This is a genomic window from Spiroplasma endosymbiont of Halictus nicosiae (assembly GCF_978018445.1).
On record NZ_OZ389573.1, the window covers coordinates 1,109,756 to 1,128,093 of the forward strand.

The window sequence follows — 18,338 nt, forward strand, 5'->3', positions numbered from 1 at the left end:
AATGTTGTTTTAGAATTTAAACAAGCACCTGTAAAAGGTAATTTAGCAGATGTATTGAAAAAATGCTAACTTATAGATATAATTATGATAGAAAATTTGAAGGTGCTAAATATAATGAAAAAGGAAATCCTATAAATAAAATTGCTGAATTACGCCAAAAATTTGAAGGACAAAAACCAGAAAATGTTATTGATGGTTTATTTGAAGAATGAAAATTTAGAAACCCATCTTATCTTAATGATAGGGCAGTAAAAAGATTTAAACAAACTGTATACATGTTGTCAAATTATGTATATAGTAATATGGCAGTAAATAAAGGTTATAATGATGATATTAAATTAATTGCTCCGTATTATTTTGAACTAGTTTCAATACCAAATGAATCAGAAAAAGATTACTGAATATTTGAAGATTGCAGAGTTAAATTAAAATCATCATATTTTAATTTTTCTGATTTAAAAAATATTAATATAGAAAATATAAAATTAAATAATTTAAAAAATATAAATAATAATATTTCAGAAAATAAAGTTTATCAATTAGAAACAAATTTTTTTAATTGATTATCAATAACAAACGAATTAGAAACAAATAATATTCCTTCACTTATTCTGGCAGAAATTAAACTATCAGATGGAGAATATGGCAAATACTTAACTAATTTAATTATTTCTAATAATAAATTAGAAATATGTTTAGAAAAACTATTTGATTTTCATAAAGAAAGCATTATATATTCAAAATCAGAATAATTAAATTTAATTAATAATTTTGTTGAAAATAATATTAAAATACTTTTTTCACAAAATATTAATTTTTTAAGCAAAATTGAAATATCAGGAATATGAGGTTATGGAGATTATGATATTACAATTTTTACTGAAAAAGAACAAATTAATATTAATAATTTAGAATTATTTAATAAAAACAATGAAAAATTATCATTAGTTACAATAGAAATGTAAAAAAAGTCATTTATTAAAATGACTTTTTTAATTTATGAAATAATCATCAGGATATTTTCTATCTCATTCTTTTGAATAAACATCTGAATTTCATGTATCTATATTAAAACTATATAAATTCATTTTTTTTCAAATTTATTGAAAAATCCTCCTAAGGCAATAGAATATAATTTATCAGGATAACTTCCTTCAACAATTAGATTGTTTGTATCATGCATAAAATGAAAATGGTAGATAATATTATATATATTGATATTATTTTATGTTTTTTAACTAATTTCAACAACTTCATAATAATTATCCTTTCAATATTATTTAAAGTTTTTAATCAATCTGGGCTCGCGGTGATTTCCATAAGTTTTGCGAAAAATGCCTTAAAGTTTAAAAAAACTTTTGCCGTGCTTTTCAAAATACTTAGTAAAAATTCTAAGCGTTAAGCGAAGAATTTTATAAAGGTTCCTAAATTTATTTGAAAGAATCTCAAAATCTTTTTAACTTGTAAATTATTTTATCACAAAAATTTAAGAAAATCAACCGCTCACCCAATTCCTGCAAATGATTTTTATAGTCTTAATGATATAATTAAAGCATTTAAAGAAAGGAAGGATATTTAATTTTATGTATAAAAAAGGAAATAAAGTTAATGTTAAAATAACAAACATTACACCTTATGGTGCTTTTTATAGAGCAGAAAAGGCTGATGGTTTAATTCATATTAGTGAGATTTCAGATTACTTTGTTAGAGATATTAGAGATTTTTTTGATGTTGGTGATGAAATTGAAGTTGAGATACTAGATTTTAATTCAGTTAGAAAACATCTTAAATTAAGTTATAAAAATTGTCATCCTGAACTATTTATTTAATAAATAAAAAGTAAATAAAATTTATAAATTTTAGAAGGTTTTTAAAACCTTTTTTATATTCCCATTTTAAAACGATATGGATAAGAACCATAAAACAAAGCATCATATGGGTCATGGTACATTTTACTATCGGGTGTGTTTGTTTTGGTATCACTAAATCTTAGTTCACTAATGCACTTATCTAAAAATGGAAAATTATTTAAAATACCATATATTTTGCCTTAGACAAACATTTTTCTTATTCATGTTACACGATTGATTATACCCGCTTCTTTATTCAACGAAGTTTGATGTTTTTTAGCTTTAAACATTTTAATTTTATAACCCAAATAAGGGTAAATATCTTCTTGCAATTTTTGCATAAAATCGTGGGCATTAATATCATAATGAAATGTAGCATATTCAAAACCATAAAATTTATCAAAAGTATTGATTATTCATTGTCCGTAATGTTCAACTATTTCATTTAAATTCATTTCGTTTTTTGGGGTAACAACATTTTCTTCAATTAAATATTTATCATATTCATTATTTTCATTAATTTTATAACCACTAAATAAAAACACCGTGTGGTCTTCACTACCATTAGCATAATCCACACCAATTGAATAACTATCAAATTGATACTGTTTTGTATTGGAATTATAAAAATCTTGTAAATTATACTCTTTAATATATTTATGATAATTTCGTAAAACATAAATACTGGGGTCATTATCCTTATATTCAAAACCGTAGTATTTAAGTTCAAATAAATCAGGTCGCTCTTGTTTGTTTGTTAAAACAAGTTTTTTAGTAATATTAGGTATTTTATTTCAAACAGCACCCATTGTTAATCGTAAATTAAAAATACCCAAACCATTAAATGCTTTTTTGTTTTCTGAATATACTTGTATGTATTGTTTTGCTATGTTGTCTCATTCTTGAAATGTCCAAGATAATTCTGTTACTGGAATAGGATTATCTAAATTATATTGTTCATTATCATTTTCGTCTATATATTTTTCATAAGATACTTTTAAACTTTTTGAACGAAACATTGAAACTCTTAAATTATTATATCTTTTATCTAGTTCTTTGTCCGTTAAAATTTCTTTTTCTTCAGCATGTATCATTTCATCTGTTCACGCCGATATAATACCACTACCTTTACCAACTTTTCCCATAATTTTATTACCATTAGCATAACCCGCAAAAGCAATGCGAACACCACTAGGAAAAACAATTTCTCCACCTTCTTTAACATTTTTAGGTCAAACAATGCCATTTTCATTGTCGGGTCCTATATCAATCCCATATTTATCATATAAATAGTTACAGACATTAATTGTATCGCCAAATGTAGTATCTTCGTGAGTGTTGGCATATCTTCGTAGAATATTAGATGAAGCATCGGTAAAATTACATGCAAAAAATAATTTTTCTGCTAAATGATTTCATGTTTTATTAGTACCACGCACCGCTGAAACAAACTTAAAAAAAGTTGGCGAAGTAAAATATCGGGCATAACTATCACCAACAAAATCTTTAAATACTTTTTAATCAAAGCCAAAATTATAGTCACTGAAATTTAAATCATATTTTTTATTTAAATGTTCATAACTAGTAACTCGTTTTTTGTTATTAATTTTAGTAAAATCTTGCATTTTTAATTAGCCTCCTTTTTTTGATAAAATTATTTAAAGTATTAAATATAATAATTTAAAAAATTCTTTAATTACGAAAGGAAATTATAAAATGGAATTAAAACAAAATTTATTAGGAAATTATAAAGAAAATAAAAGAATAGAAACAAAAAATGAAACTAAAAATTTCTTGATTGAAAGAGATAATGAGATATTTAAATTATATCAACAAGGACAAATATTACAAGGATATAAGGTTGTATCAAAAATACCAAAAACAATTAGAACAGAAGATGGAGATATACCTTTAAAAAGAAGAAGATATGTTAAATATGATGAAGAAAAAAATAAATATATAAATCGCTATCCTTTGGATCAAGAATTAGGTTTAAAAAAATACCAAAGAAATGAACAAAATTTAATAAATAAAATTACTTCATTTATGGGTGATGGAAAAAGATATAAAGATATTTTAGATACTGTTGAAAACGCTAATCTTTGTGAAAGAACAATATCTAATATTTTTAAAAATGCAGATTTAATTAATATTAAGTGATGGTGAAAAACAAATTAAAAAAATTTATAGAGTAGTAAAAGCAAAATATAAAAATAACACTGTATCATAAGTTTAGATAAATTTCATTTATCAAATAGATTTAAACAATTATTCCCAAATCGAAATAGAATCAAAATTCATAGAATAAAATATAAATTAGCAAAAATATATTTCTTTACTGGAAATTATAAATTATTAATAATTTTATAAATTATTTCTTCAAATAAAAATTATGTTTTTAAAAAAAGTTGAATTTTTTATAAATTTTGTTATCATGAAGTTGCTAATATAATAAACTCTAAGCTTAAAAAATCTTTACATTGACTATCTTTAAAAGAAGTTTTTATACAAATGTTTAATTTTTAATATAATTACCTATAAAAATTTTAATCATTTTATTTTATTGGTGTTATAATAAAATTAAGTAGAGTGCTAGACTTCATAGTACAATTTACATATTTATATTTTAAATATATCAAAAATAGCAAGATATATGGGTCGTAGTAAAAGTACTATTAAATATCACTTAAAACATTATAAACATATTAAACGATATCATCCTATGCAAGAACATAAACGATATTTAGAAAATCATAAAAATTGTAAAAAGAAAACTACTTTAACTTTTAAACAATTATTATGATTAGATGAAAAATTTAATAAATTTCATTATACACCTAAACAAATATGTAAATTATATGAAATTGAATTTAATGATAAATTCTCTATGTGTTTTAAAACACTTTATAAATATATTTATTTAGGTTTATTTGGTTTAAATAAACGTAATTTGTATTTTCATAGTAAAAAAAGATACATAAAGGGAAAAAATATAAACGTGGTAATTTAAGCAATGATTTTAAAACTATTAAACAAGCAAAACATGAAAAAGGTACTTTTGGTTGATTTCAAATGGATACTATTGTTGGTAAAGATAAGAAATCAGCATGTTTAACATTAACAGAAGAATTAACTAAAAACAGAAGAATTAACTAAATTTACCTTTTTAAAAAAAATAAAAGAAAAAAATTCAACAGAAGTATTAAAAACTTTAAAACAAATTTTTAAAAATAAACTTTTAAAAAAACATTTAAAGGGAATTATAACTGATCAAGGAAAAGAATTTTGAAATTGAAAAGATATTGAAAAACATCTTAAAACAAATGTATATTTTTGTGATAAAGGTAGTCCTACACAAAAACAAATTGTAGAAAGAATGAAAAGTACTGATTTTAAAATTATTAAACAAGATAAAATAGATTGAATAATTAATACAATTAATGATAAGATAAGACCTTGTTTAAATTGAGAAACACCAACACAGTTTATAAATTCACGTCATATGTAAATAAATTCACGACGAATACATGGAAAATTAATCTAATCAAAAAAGAATCATCTTTTGTTATAGAAAGAATTATTTTGACCAAAAGTCTTATTATTAGAAAGTTCACGAAACGGTGGTATAAATTTTGCTTCAGGGTTATTATCTTATTCTTTCTTTTTTCAACCTAACGTTAAGAACATTCCTAATGATGGTAAATATTCATTTTTACAAATAATAGAGTTTAAGGTTAGTTAATTTTTTATTAATAAATAAAAATTTTAAAATTGAAAAATACTTTCATTATAAAAAACTGAAAGCATTTTTCAATTAGAATTATTAAGTAATTAAAACATGGATAATTCATTAATATTTTTTGATTTGATTATGTTTTGGAAGATTACCATTTTCTAAATCAGATTTCCCTTTAAAATCATAAGGTTTTTCGGTTCCTTTTAATAAACGAACAATATTTTGATGATGCTTTAAGATTAAGAAAATAGCACTTAAAGTAATAATAATATTAATTAAAGCTAAACTATCATAGTAATTCTCATAATTAACATAATGTAAGTAATTCACTCAAACAAGATGAGAATTTTGAAGTAAATCACCATTAAAGTTAATAACATCAATGCCACTTAATTGTGGGATTCAACATAATGCTCCTGTAAAAAATGCTGCTAAAATTGAAGAAACAGAAACTCGTTTTCAAATAAAAATTGTGCTTCATCAAACAACTGTAGCAATTAAAAAGTAATATGGGTTAGTCATTCATAATAACCCTAAAAAAGATGAAACTGTTTTACCGCCTTTAAATTTATAATAAATTGAATAAGAATGACCAATTAAAACAAAAAAAGCTGGAATATAATAACTAGTTGAGCCAAAATTAACCTCATTAATATTAATACAACTAATACCAAAGGCAATAAACATTGTAATAGTAACTTTTAGCATATCTAAAAACATAATGGCGAAACCTCATTTTTTTCCTAAAACACGACTAGTATTTGTGGCTCCGGCATTTTTAGAATGATAATCTCGCACATCAATTTTATAAATTTTTTTACTAATAAAGATTGATCAACTAAAAGAACCAATTAAGTAACCAATTATTGCCGTAATAGCTGTCCCTAAATATCCATATAATGTCATTCCTTCGCCTCTCTTTTACTATTATATAGCAATTATTATATAGCAATTAGAAATAATTTAGTAAATAATTGTAAATAAAAGCATTATAATATAAGATATTAATAGTGAAAATTATATTTAAAAGGAATGATAGAGAATATGAGTATTGAAGATAAAACATTAAAATATGATGAATCATCAATTCAGATTTTAGAAGGACTAGATGCGGTTCGAAAACGTCCAGGAATGTATATTGGTTCAACTGATGTTCGTGGATTACATCATTTAGTTTGAGAAATTATTGATAATTCAATTGATGAGGCATTAGCTGGTTATTGCAATGAAATTGATATTATTATTTATAAAAATAATGCGATTACGGTGGCAGATAATGGTCGTGGTGTTCCAACCGGAATTCATTCATCTGGTAAATCAACGCCAGAAGTAATTTTTTCAGTTTTACATGCTGGGGGAAAATTTGGTGGTGATGGTTATAAAACATCAGGAGGATTACATGGTGTTGGTTCTTCTGTTGTTAATGCTTTATCGTCAACTTTTGATATCACAATTTATCGTGACCACAAAGTTTGAAGTATTAAATTTGCGAATGGTGGGCAAGTTAAAGAACCGTTAACAAAAATTGGTACAACAACAAAAACAGGAACAACAGTTACTTTTTTACCTGATCATAAGATTTTTAAAGTAATTGATTTTTCTTTTTCCACAATTTCAGAACGAATTCGTGAATCAGCATTTTTAAATAGTGGGGTTAAGTTGACATTGACTGATCAACGCACTGATAAAAAAGTATCATATTTATTTAATAATGGTTTGGAAGAATTCATTACTTATATGAATGAAGGTAAAAAAAGTATTACTCCAATTATTATGTTAAAAGGGATAGAAAAACAAATTGAAGTTGAAATAGCGTTACAATATTCAACTGAATTTAATGAAAATTTACTTAGTTTTGCAAATAATGTTAAAACAAGTGAAGGTGGTAGTCATGTTGCTGGATTTCGAACAGGATTAACAAAAGTAATTAATGATTATGCTCGCAAAGAAGGTTTATTAAAAGAAAAAGATAAGAATCTTGATTCGGTTGATACACGGGAAGGATTAACAGCCATTGTTTCAGCAAAAATTCCTGAAAATTTAATTCAGTATGAAGGTCAAACGAAAGGAAAATTAGGAACTTATGAAGCACGACTTGTTGTTGAAACAATTGTAGCAAAGCAATTTGGATTTTGATTAACAGAAAATAAGACAAATGCTTATACTATTATTGAAAAAGCATTATTAGCTCGTAATGTTCGTGAAGAGGCTCGGAAAGCACGCGAAGCAGCTCGTAATAGCAAAAAACGTGGTAATAGTGATCGCTTATTAACCGGAAAATTAACCCCAGCTCAAAATCGAAATAAATTTAATAATGAGATTTTTTTAGTTGAAGGAGATTCGGCGGGGGGAAGTGCCAAGTTAGGGCGTGATCGTCGTTTTCAAGCAATTTTACCGTTACGCGGGAAAGTGATTAATGCTGAAAAAGCAAAACTTCAAGATTTAATGAATAATGAAGAAATTAATGTATTGATTAATGCCATTGGTGCTGGAGTCGGAAATGGCTTTGATATTAATTATGCCAATTATGGCAAAGTAATTATTATGACTGATGCGGATACGGATGGTGCGCATATTCAAACTTTATTGCTAACATTTTTTTATTGTTATATGCGACCATTAATTGAAAATCATCGGGTTTATCTTGCTTTACCACCTTTATTTAAAATTACTAGCACCAAAAATAAACATATTGAATACGCATGAGATGAAACAGAATTAAAAAATAAATTAAGTCAATTTCATGGTAAATTTGAATTACAGCGTTATAAAGGACTAGGGGAAATGAACGCAGAACAATTATGAGAAACAACAATGGATCCCCAAACTCGTCAGCTAATTTTAGTAACAATTGATGATGCTGTTATGGCTGAAAGACGGATTGTCACCTTAATGGGTGATGATGCTAAAAAACGAAAAGATTGAATTGATGAAAATGTTAAATTTACTTTAGAAGATGATTTTCAAGCAATCATTAATTAAGTAGGACAACAATGTTACAAGCAATCAAAAAGTTAATTAATACCCTAAATCAAACCAATCTAACTCTTAGTCAATATCAAAATTTTCAGTTATGACTTATTAAAATAAAAGAAAGAAAAACAAGATTGACATTAGAAGTTTGAACAAGTAATGGCAGTGAAGATAGTGAAAATACAATTGGAACAACGATTGAACTTGCGATAGCAGATGAAATAGCATTAAATTGATGTTATGAAAGTTTACTATTAGCAGCGCAACAAACTGCGGAAAAATAAGTTTTTTGAAAAAATATGCAACAAGTAACACCGCTTTATCAATTAGAACCAAGTAGTAACTTGTACTTGTTAACAAAAGAAGGCATTTATTTTTTAACGATAAAATTGTTGCATTTGAATTAGACTATTATAATTATAATATATTAATAATTTTATTTGCTTGGCAAAAAATTAATATGGGAATTAATATTAAAAAAAAGAATATTAATTAAACCTAACAATTTACCACTAAAAATTAATCAACAATTAAATACATTAAATTTAACAATTTATAAATTATTATTAATTGAAGGAACCTTATTTTATCAATGTGAAATTGATTGGTTATCTAAAATGGGTAAATATATGATTAAATCAGCAACAACAATTTATTATCAACAAGAATTTATAATCAAAACAAATATTTTAGCAGAGTTGTTACAGTTAATCGAAATTTGTAATAATCTTAATGACCCAATCTTAGCATATTTCCGGACATTATTATTATTAACTCATCAACAAGCAACTCTTTACTTACTAATAAATATAAGGATTATTGAATATTAACAAAATTAGGGCAAAAGTTATTTTATTAAATTGATTATAAAAAGTTTATAATCAAGAATGAAATGATGAAAGTTGATTTACAGAGAGGAATTTAAAAATGAGTAATAACGAAAAAGAAAATGAATTAGTTTATAGTTTAAATGATATTATGTCAGAACGCTTTGGTCGTTATGCCAAATATATTATTCAAGATCGAGCCTTGCCTGATGTTCGTGATGGTTTAAAACCAGTGCAACGCCGTATTTTATTTGCAATGAATGAATTACGATTAACTTTTAATACGAGTTATAAAAAATCGGCACGGATTGTCGGAGAAGTAATTGGTAAATATCATCCGCATGGTGATACATCAGTTTATGATGCAATGGTAAGGTTATCGCAAGATTGAAAAGTCCGTTATCCATTAATTGATATGCATGGAAACAATGGTTCAATTGATGGGGACCCAGCGGCTGCAATGCGTTATACTGAAACTCGTTTAAGTGAAATTTCCTCATTTTTACTACAAGATCTTGATAAAAAAACAGTTGCTTTTGCCCCTAATTTTGATGATTCAGAACAAGAACCTGTTGTATTACCAGCTTTATTTCCAAATTTATTAGTTAATGGTTCAACTGGAATTGCTGCTGGATATGCAACAAATATTCCACCACATAATTTACATGAAATTATTAATGCGACAATTCATTTTATTGAAAAACCAGACAGCACGGTTAAGGATTTAGTAAAATATGTTAAAGGACCTGATTTCCCAACGGGGGGGATTATTCAGGGAAAAAGTGGAATTTTAGAGGCATACCAAACAGGAAAAGGCAAAATTATTGTTCGTAGTAAAATTGAATTTGAAAACAATGCTTTAATAATTACTGAAATTCCATATGAAGTTGTTAAACAAGATTTAGTTAAAAAGATTGATGATATTAAATATAATGAACCAGGATTAAATATTAAGGAAGTTCGTGATGAAACAGACCGCAAAGGGTTACGAATTGTGATTGAATTAGGTAAACAAGCTAATGTTGAAACCGTACGGAAATTTTTATTAAAAAATACTAATTTACAAATTTCATATAATTTTAATATGGTTGCTATTGCAAATAAACAACCACGACAATTAGGATTAAAGGAAATCTTAACCCACTATGTTGAACATCAACAAGCAGTTGTTACTCATCGTTCTCGCTTTGAATTAGCACGAGCACAAAAACGCTCAGAAATTGTTGCTGGGTTAATCAAAACAATTAGTATTTTAGATGAAGTAATTGCCGTTATTCGCCATTCAAAAGATCGCAGTGATGCAATTCATAATTTAGGGAAAAAATTCGGTTTTACCCAAATTCAAGCCGAAGCAATTGTCCAGTTACGATTATACCGGTTAACTTCAACAGATATTTTACAATTAAAAGCAGAACAAAAAGAATTAATTGCAACAATTGCTGAATTAAAAGCAATTTTACGTGATATTAATAAATTAAATAGTGTTATTATTCACCAATTAGAATTAATTAAGAAAAAGTTTGTTTCACGTCGTCGTAGTGTGATTGAGAATGAAATTGAAGCAATTGAAATTCAAAAAACAGAAACAATTATTGAAAAAGATTTGAACATTTGAATTTCACGAGATGGGTATTTAAAAGCGTTAGAAAATAATCAATTAGCACGGTTAGCAACTGAAGAATTTAAACGAAAACCAGGGGATTTATGAATTGCTGATTTTCAAGCTAATACTTCTGATAAAATTTTATTAATTACTTCAAAAGGAAATTATGTTATTATTCCAGTTTATAAAATTAAAACTGTTCGGTTACGTGATATTGGTGAACATGTTAATACTATTTCTGAGTTATCAGGAGAAGAAAAAATTATTAGTGCTTTCTTATTAAATGATTTTAATAAAAAAGAACAATACATTATGTTGGCAACTAAAAATGGAATGATTAAAAAAACAGCTGTTAAAGATTTTGAAGCAACACGAATTAGCAAGGCTCTTAAAGCTATTAATTTAAAAAATGATGATGAAGTTGTTGCTAGCCAATTAGTTGATCATCATCCATATGTTGTCATAACAACAGCAAACGGTTTTAGTGTTAAATATCGTAAAAAACAAATTCCCACATTAGGGTTACGAACAGCAGGGGTAAAATCAATTAATCTACGTGATGATGTAGTTATTAATGCCGGTTATTGTGAAGATGATAATTTAGTATTAATTACTAATCTTAATACTGGGAAAAAAATTGATTTAACAGAAATTCCTACATCAACACGGCCAGTAAAAGGAACACGATTATATAAGTTAAATAAAGATATTAATGAACTTCTCCGCTGAACGTTTTTAACAAAAGGGAAAGATATTTTACATATTTTAAATCAAAACGATGAAATTGAGATATTTAATACTGATAAAATGCCTGTTCATAAATTAGTTACTGTTAATCATACGTTAGGCTTTGAAAATATTGTTGATATTGTTATTCCCCATTATTATGATTTAAAACTAATTCCATCAAAAAAAGGATTAGAAAATAGTAGTGCAGCTGCAAAAAAGCATTCGTTTTATCATAATGAACATGATAATGTAAACAATATCAAATCCCTAATTGAAGTAAAAAAACCAACGAATAATTCTGCTGTTAATAAGACAGAACCAAATGAAAAAAGTTATAATCAGGAAACAATCACCTCAGAAAATACTAACGATGAAGAAAGTGATCCCAATGTTAAATTAGCATTAATGATTCCACCAGAAGAAATTTATAAAGTTGAGCAAGTTATTGCAACAACAGAACCAATAACAACGCTTGACTATCATGCAAATAATAAGAAAACAATTAACAAAAACATTGTGGGTAAACCACGCGGAGAAAAAATGCGCCAGAAAAATAAAAATATAAAAGAGACAAAAAAGAAAATTCGAAAAGAACAACAAAGTAAACGACAATTAGAGCAAAATTTAACAAATGTGGAAACTAGTAGAATAGTATCTGCACCTGAACAAGAACCATCGCCATTATTTGTTCGCAAAACCTTTGGAAAAGTGAAAACAACAGCAGATATGTTAATTGAAAAGAAACAACGTGAGCAAGCTAAAGTAGCTTTAGTAAAAGCACAGGCACAACAAAATAATCAACAAAAAAATATAAAACCGACAATTCCGTCTTTTTACGAAGAAAAACCATCTTTTGGAAAAGTGGTCACAACAGTGAAAACTCTGCTTAAAAATAGACAACAACAAATTAATTTTGAGTTTAATAATAGCGAAAAAGATAAACCTATTATTAAAGCAAAATCACGAACAGAATGATTAAAAGCAATTGAACAAGCTCCAGCTGGAACAATTAAGGTTGGCTTAAGAAATGTTTCTTCAAATAATCATGAGCAAACAATGCAAAAAGTTGATTTTAAACAAATTAAAAATAAAAGAGTAACGAAAGCTAACTTTAAAAAAGATTTAGCAATTGATGAAACAAAAGAATTACAATTAACTATTCATGATATTTTAGATAAAAGTAAAAAATAAATTAAAAATCAGTCAATTTTGACTGATTTTTAATATATAATTTTAGTAATGAAAGATAAAAACACGAGGAGTGAATAAAAAATGACTAATTTGGGAACAGACTTTTTAGTTAAATGTACTAATATTAATAAATTTTTTCGAAAACAACATGTCTTAAAAAATGTTAGTTTAACTGTACAAAAAGGAGATCAAATTGGAGTTGTTGGACCAAATGGAACAGGGAAAAACAACTCTATGTGAGATTTTAGCCCAATTACGTCGTTTTTCCAATGGCAGCAGTGAAAAACAAGTTGGAATTCGGATTGGGATGCAATTGCAAGAATCTAAATATCCTCGTGGCATTACTGGTTATGATATTTTAAATTTGTATTTAAAAGCTTATAATTTATTAATTCCACCAGAAAACATTTATAAACTTTTATTAAATTTACAAATTGAAAAAAATATGAACAAGGATATTTCAAAATTATCTGGCGGACAACAACAAAAGATTAATATTTTATTAGCATTAATTGTTGACCCAGATTTGATTATTTTTGTTGAATTAGCAACAGGCTTAGATTTAGAAATTAAAGATAAAATATATGAGATTTTAAGTATTTTTTTAGCAAATGAAAATAAAGCATTATTATTAATTTCCCATAATATGGAAGAAATTGAGAAGTTTTGTGATACTTTAATTTTTATGGTTGCAGGAGAAATTACAAAAGTAACAAAAGTAGTTGATGTTGTTGCCGAATATGGCAGTGTTGAAGCTTTTGTCAAAGATCAATTTGCGACGTCAAAAAATGGTTTTAATTCTTTCCGTTGTACTAATTCCAATTGCAATTCTTTGCCAAGCAATTTTTGTATTGACAAATTTAAATTAATTTGCTATAATATATTTGTTGTAAAATTTGGGAAGAATAAGATTTAAGCAGAAAAAAGGAGTAAACAAATGCGTGAAGGAATAATTTTACGTTGTGAACAATGTAAGGAAGAAAACTACATTGCAAAACGTGACAAAAAGAAACAACAGGACAAATTAGAAGTGAAAAAATATTGTTCAAAATGTAACCAACATACTTTACATAAAGAAAAAAAATAACTCATTCTAATGAGTTATTTTTTTAAAATTATTTTTAGCAAAGATTAGAGTTAACATCTGTTTGGATTAACAGGTTTTATGTTATGATTAAGGTAAAGTAGATAATAATACTTTCATATCGGTGTTTTTTTTTTTTTTTTTTTTGATTATTTTAAAATAGCAAAGGAAAAATGTAAAAGGAAGGAAGCACGAATGATTCGAAAAGCTACAATTATTGATCAAGACCAAATTAATCAGTTAAGACAAAAAAATTGAGAAAATTAGTCTTGATGATTATAATCTTTTAGAACAAGAAGTTATTTTACAGTATTTTCAGAATAATAATTTTTATAAAAAATTAGAAACCAAAGTAGAATATGTAATTAGTTTTGAAAATAAAATTTTAGGTTATAGTGCTTATCACCCCCAACAAAATCAAATCACTGATTTATATCTTGACCCTGAATATCAAGGGTGATATTTTGGCAAAAAATTGCTAAAACAGTTAGAATTAGAAGCACAAACAAACGGTTTTTTAGATATTACTGTGGATTATTTTTTACCAGCTGTTGCTTTTTTCAAAAGCATCATTATATTGCAGTGAAGAAAAATGTTCATATTTATTCACAACAAGAAATTTTAACCTATTTTATGAAAAAATATTTTTAATTCAATAGAAAAAATGTATAATATATCCAATAAAAGGAATGATGGGTAATGTTGAACAAATTAAATTTAGATCCAAAAGCGTTAAAAACTTTTAAATTTTTAAATTCACTAAAATTGAATTTTCTTTCAATTGAACGAATTTTAAAAGCAAAAACAGAATTAACTTTTGCTCAAAAAGAAGCAATTTTAAATTTAATGCGACAACAATATAATATTAAGATTAAAGCAAATTATAATTCAGGTCTAATAGGTCAAACCCAGCAGCGAAAACAAGAACTTAGTTTAAAAAAAATTAAAAAAGATACAAAAAAACATTCTCAGCAAAGGACATTAAAAAATAAAAAACAACAAGAGATAACAAATATTTATCAAAAGCGACCTTCTTTTAGGCAAGGTAATTTATTAGAATTAACGAAGCAAAGGATTAATTTATTACGTAATGCTTCAAACAATTACAAACGAATGGGGCAAGGTGTTGTAAAATGACGAAATCCTTATTATTCAATGTTTGGCATTAACCAAACGAATCTTGTTAAGCGCCATAAAAATTTATAATTTAAGTAAAATTAAAATCAGAAATATTATTTCTGATTTTAATTTTTTATTTATACCTTAAATAAAAATAAATAATTTTATTTACAAAAAAATTCATGATTAAGAAGTAAAAATAACTTTTTTAAAATAAAATTTTTAAGGTATAATAATTAACAACACAGTAAAATAGAAAGGTCATTAGTAATGGAAGAATACATATCCCAGAATAATAGCAACTTAGAAACTAATTTAAAAACTAATTTTGAAACGGGCTTAACTTCAGAAGAAGTAATTGCTCGGCAAAAACAATATGGAAAAAATGAATTACCAAAAAGTAAAGTAACCCCATGATATGTTATTTTTGGCAAAGCCTTAATTGAACCAATCCAATTAATTTTAATTTCAGCAGCTGTAATTTCAGTAATTGCGCCAATGATTGGAAATAATTGACAAATTCAGGGCGAATATTTTATTGATTTTTCAGTAATTGCAGCAATTGTTATCCTTGATGCAATTTTAGAAACAATCCAAACAGTAAAAGCACGGAAATCAATGGCAGCTTTAAAATCTTTATCAAAACCAAAAGCGGTCGTAATTCGAAATGATTCTCAGCAAGAAATTCCAGCCAATGAATTAACAGTTGGTGATATTGTTATTTTAGAAGCAGGAAAATATGTTCCAGCGGAACTACGCATTATTGAACAATCTGATGTATTTATTGATGAAGCAATTTTAACGGGAGAAAGTGTTCCTGTTCATAAAACAGCTTACCCAATTGAATCAACAACAATTTTGGCAGAAATGAAAAATATTGCTTTCATGTCAACTTTTATTACAAATGGTCGAGCAGTTGGTGTAGTTATTAAGGCTGGTCAACAAACAGAAATTGGAAAAATTGTAACAACAATTAATGAAACAGAAGAAACTGCTACAAATTTAGAAAAAAAACTAACAAAGTTTTCGTATTGAATTGCAGGCTTAAGTTTTATTATTGCTATTGTTATTTTTTTAGCATTATACTTTAATGGTAATAAAAGTGGATGAACTAATTATTTAATGGTAGCAATTACTTTAGCAATTGGGGTGATTCCAGAATCATTAGCAGCAGTTGTTTCGATTACTTTATCATTTTCAACCAAACGAATGGCAAAACAAAATGTGATTGTCAAAAAACTTGCTAGTATGGAAACATTAGGAAGTGTCAATGTTATTTGTACTGATAAAACAGGAACTTTAACACAAAATAAAATGACAGTTAAAAAAGTAATGATGAATAATGCTGTAATTAATGCTGACGAATACGTTAATAGTAGTCTGGATAAGCACCAAGATTTATTTTTGAAAGCATTAGTTTTATGTAATGATAGTGTTACTGAAGATAAAGAACGGATTGGTGATCCAACAGAATTAGCATTAGTTGATTATGCTGAATTATTTGCTTATGATGAACAAGATTCACGTGATAAATGAGAACGAATTGATGAAGTTCCTTTTGATTCTGAACGGAAATTAATGTCAACTTTAAATGTGATTGAAGGGGTTAGTACAACTTTTACAAAAGGTGCATTGGATAGTTTATTAGAACGTTGTGATCGCATTATGATTCAGAATGAAATTTTAACATTAACAAAAAAAGATAAAGAATTGTTGTTAAAGTTAGCAGATGATTTATCAGCGCAAGCATTACGGGTATTAGCTTTTGCTTATAATACTAATTTTGATGATGAACAAGACCCCGAGGCGTTAGAAAAAAAATTAATTTTTTTAGGAACTGTTGGTATGATTGACCCTGTTCGTCAATCTGCTATTGAAGCAGTAAAAAAAGCACATGCTGCTGGAATTAAAGTTGTTATGATTACTGGTGATCATGCGACAACTGCTCTAGCAATTGCAAAAGAATTAGACTTAGCTTATTCAGAATATGAAGTAATTTCTTCAGAGCAGTTAAATGCAATGACAGATAAGCAATTAATTCGAATTGTTGATAATATTAAAGTATTTGCACGAGTTAATCCTGAACATAAAGTTCGGATTGTTAATATTTTACAGCAGAAAGATTATTTTGTGTCAATGACAGGAGATGGGGTTAATGATGCTCCAAGTTTAGTAAAAGCTGATATTGGGGTAGCAATGGGAATTACTGGAACAGATGTTGCAAAACAAGCAGCTGATGTTATTTTAACGGATGATAATTTTGAAACAATTATTAAAGGGGTTAATGAAGGCCGTAATGTTTATCAAAAAATTCGCCGAGCAATTACGTTTGTGATTGGAGTTAATTTAGCAAATGTTTTATCAATTTTTATTTTATCCTTAATTAACCATGTTTCACCAGTTGAAGCAACTGATATTTTATGAATGAATTTAGTTATTGAATCAATTTTAGCAATTTGTATTGGAATGGCTGATAATGATGATACATTAATGACAATTAAACCTGTGCAAGGGAAGAATCCCTTATTTCGAAATATTTGAGGACCAATGATTCGCATTACAATTTTAACAACAAGTGTTTGTGTTGGCGCTTATTATTTTGGAATGAGTTTTGTTCCAACTCAAGCATACGAAGCTTATGGTTATCAAATAGTTTTTGATTTTTTACGAAGTAGTGATTCTAATATTACAATTGAAATGAAATTGCAAATTTCTGATTTTGGTCGAACAGGAATTTTTATTGCTTTAACTTGTGCACCAAGTATGTTTGTTAATACTGTTACTTTAACAAATTGAAAAATAAAACAACGTTTTACTCCAATTATTAATCGACCATTAATTTATGCTGCAATAGGAGCAGTTTTATTAAATATTGTTATTTTGTTTATTCCTTGAATTAATAATAAAGTACTAAACTTAAATGATTTAGAAGTTTATAATTTAAATAATTGATATTTTATTCCTTCTTGTTTAGCAATGGCAATGATTCCTGTCACAATTATTGTGATAACTGACGCTTGTCATTTTTGATGACATCATGGGTTAAAACAACACTTACGAAAACTTGGCAAAATTAAAATAAGAAAGTTATAAAGGAATAATTGTATTACAAATAATTTTTAGGAAATATTATATTGAGCAATTAAGTTGTTAAAGGAACGAGGGTGCTTTTTTAAAAAATTATTATTATTCAATATAATAATAGGTATCTTAGATTTCAAAAGAT

At 26.2% G+C, this 18,338-nt stretch carries 16 protein-coding genes; 14 read left to right on the top strand and 2 right to left on the bottom strand.

Annotation, left to right across the window (positions count from 1 at the left end; translation table 4 throughout):
- Window positions 1-62: 62 nt before the first annotated feature.
- On the top strand, window positions 63-752 hold the full coding sequence (locus tag ACZ91P_RS07665; RefSeq protein ID WP_465158768.1) for a hypothetical protein: 690 nt from the start codon (window positions 63-65) through the stop codon (window positions 750-752).
- Window positions 753-1,583: 831 nt separating this feature from the next.
- Window positions 1,584-1,829: a S1 RNA-binding domain-containing protein gene (locus ACZ91P_RS07670; RefSeq protein WP_465158769.1), complete on the top strand. Its 246-nt coding sequence runs from the start codon at window positions 1,584-1,586 to the stop codon at window positions 1,827-1,829.
- Window positions 1,830-2,050: 221 nt separating this feature from the next.
- Here ACZ91P_RS07670 and ACZ91P_RS07675 read toward each other — a convergent pair whose 3' ends face one another.
- The gene (locus ACZ91P_RS07675; RefSeq protein ID WP_465158770.1) at window positions 2,051-3,289 is read right to left on the bottom strand and encodes a hypothetical protein; all 1,239 of its coding nucleotides are present in this window, start codon (window positions 3,287-3,289) and stop codon (window positions 2,051-2,053) included.
- A 277-nt stretch (window positions 3,290-3,566) separates the two neighbouring features.
- Between ACZ91P_RS07675 and ACZ91P_RS07680 the strand changes: the two genes are divergently transcribed.
- The 3 genes from ACZ91P_RS07680 to ACZ91P_RS07690 all read left to right on the top strand — a co-directional run bounded on the left by ACZ91P_RS07680 (window position 3,567) and on the right by ACZ91P_RS07690 (window position 5,358).
- Window positions 3,567-4,028 (top strand): hypothetical protein, encoded by a 462-nt coding sequence (locus ACZ91P_RS07680; protein ID WP_465158771.1) that lies wholly within the window; start codon window positions 3,567-3,569, stop codon window positions 4,026-4,028.
- A gap of 475 nt (window positions 4,029-4,503) precedes the next feature.
- Complete coding sequence (locus ACZ91P_RS07685) at window positions 4,504-4,860, top strand: transposase family protein (RefSeq protein ID WP_465158772.1); 357 nt, start codon at window positions 4,504-4,506, stop codon at window positions 4,858-4,860.
- A gap of 366 nt (window positions 4,861-5,226) precedes the next feature.
- The gene (locus ACZ91P_RS07690) at window positions 5,227-5,358 is read left to right on the top strand and encodes a hypothetical protein (RefSeq protein WP_465158773.1); all 132 of its coding nucleotides are present in this window, start codon (window positions 5,227-5,229) and stop codon (window positions 5,356-5,358) included.
- 342 nt (window positions 5,359-5,700) lie between these two features.
- Here ACZ91P_RS07690 and plsY read toward each other — a convergent pair whose 3' ends face one another.
- Window positions 5,701-6,492, bottom strand: a complete 792-nt coding sequence (plsY, locus tag ACZ91P_RS07695; protein ID WP_465158774.1) for a glycerol-3-phosphate 1-O-acyltransferase PlsY — start codon at window positions 6,490-6,492, stop codon at window positions 5,701-5,703.
- 138 nt (window positions 6,493-6,630) lie between these two features.
- On the opposite strand from plsY, the gene parE reads away from it, so the two are divergent.
- The 9 genes from parE to ACZ91P_RS07740 all read left to right on the top strand — a co-directional run bounded on the left by parE (window position 6,631) and on the right by ACZ91P_RS07740 (window position 18,205).
- Complete coding sequence (gene parE / locus ACZ91P_RS07700) at window positions 6,631-8,568, top strand: DNA topoisomerase IV subunit B (RefSeq protein ID WP_465158775.1); 1,938 nt, start codon at window positions 6,631-6,633, stop codon at window positions 8,566-8,568.
- 125 nt (window positions 8,569-8,693) lie between these two features.
- Window positions 8,694-8,843, top strand: a complete 150-nt coding sequence (locus tag ACZ91P_RS07705; RefSeq protein WP_465158776.1) for a hypothetical protein — start codon at window positions 8,694-8,696, stop codon at window positions 8,841-8,843.
- Between the two features lie 156 nt (window positions 8,844-8,999).
- A complete protein-coding gene (locus ACZ91P_RS07710; RefSeq protein WP_465158777.1) occupies window positions 9,000-9,389 on the top strand; it encodes a hypothetical protein in 390 nt (129 codons plus the stop codon).
- A gap of 97 nt (window positions 9,390-9,486) precedes the next feature.
- Entirely contained in the window at window positions 9,487-12,909 is a 3,423-nt protein-coding gene (parC, locus tag ACZ91P_RS07715) for a DNA topoisomerase IV subunit A (protein ID WP_465158778.1), read from the top strand.
- A 193-nt stretch (window positions 12,910-13,102) separates the two neighbouring features.
- On the top strand, window positions 13,103-13,825 hold the full coding sequence (locus ACZ91P_RS07720; protein WP_465158779.1) for an ATP-binding cassette domain-containing protein: 723 nt from the start codon (window positions 13,103-13,105) through the stop codon (window positions 13,823-13,825).
- Between the two features lie 21 nt (window positions 13,826-13,846).
- A complete protein-coding gene (rpmG, locus tag ACZ91P_RS07725) occupies window positions 13,847-13,996 on the top strand; it encodes a 50S ribosomal protein L33 (RefSeq protein WP_004028258.1) in 150 nt (49 codons plus the stop codon).
- Window positions 13,997-14,378: 382 nt separating this feature from the next.
- Window positions 14,379-14,618 carry a GNAT family N-acetyltransferase gene (locus ACZ91P_RS07730; protein WP_465158968.1) on the top strand — a complete coding sequence of 80 codons (240 nt, stop codon included), beginning with the start codon at window positions 14,379-14,381 and terminating at the stop codon, window positions 14,616-14,618.
- 74 nt (window positions 14,619-14,692) lie between these two features.
- Window positions 14,693-15,199 (top strand): hypothetical protein, encoded by a 507-nt coding sequence (locus tag ACZ91P_RS07735; RefSeq protein WP_465158780.1) that lies wholly within the window; start codon window positions 14,693-14,695, stop codon window positions 15,197-15,199.
- 183 nt (window positions 15,200-15,382) lie between these two features.
- Window positions 15,383-18,205, top strand: coding sequence for a cation-translocating P-type ATPase (locus ACZ91P_RS07740; protein ID WP_465158781.1), 2,823 nt, complete (start codon window positions 15,383-15,385; stop codon window positions 18,203-18,205).
- Window positions 18,206-18,338 lie beyond the last annotated feature (133 nt).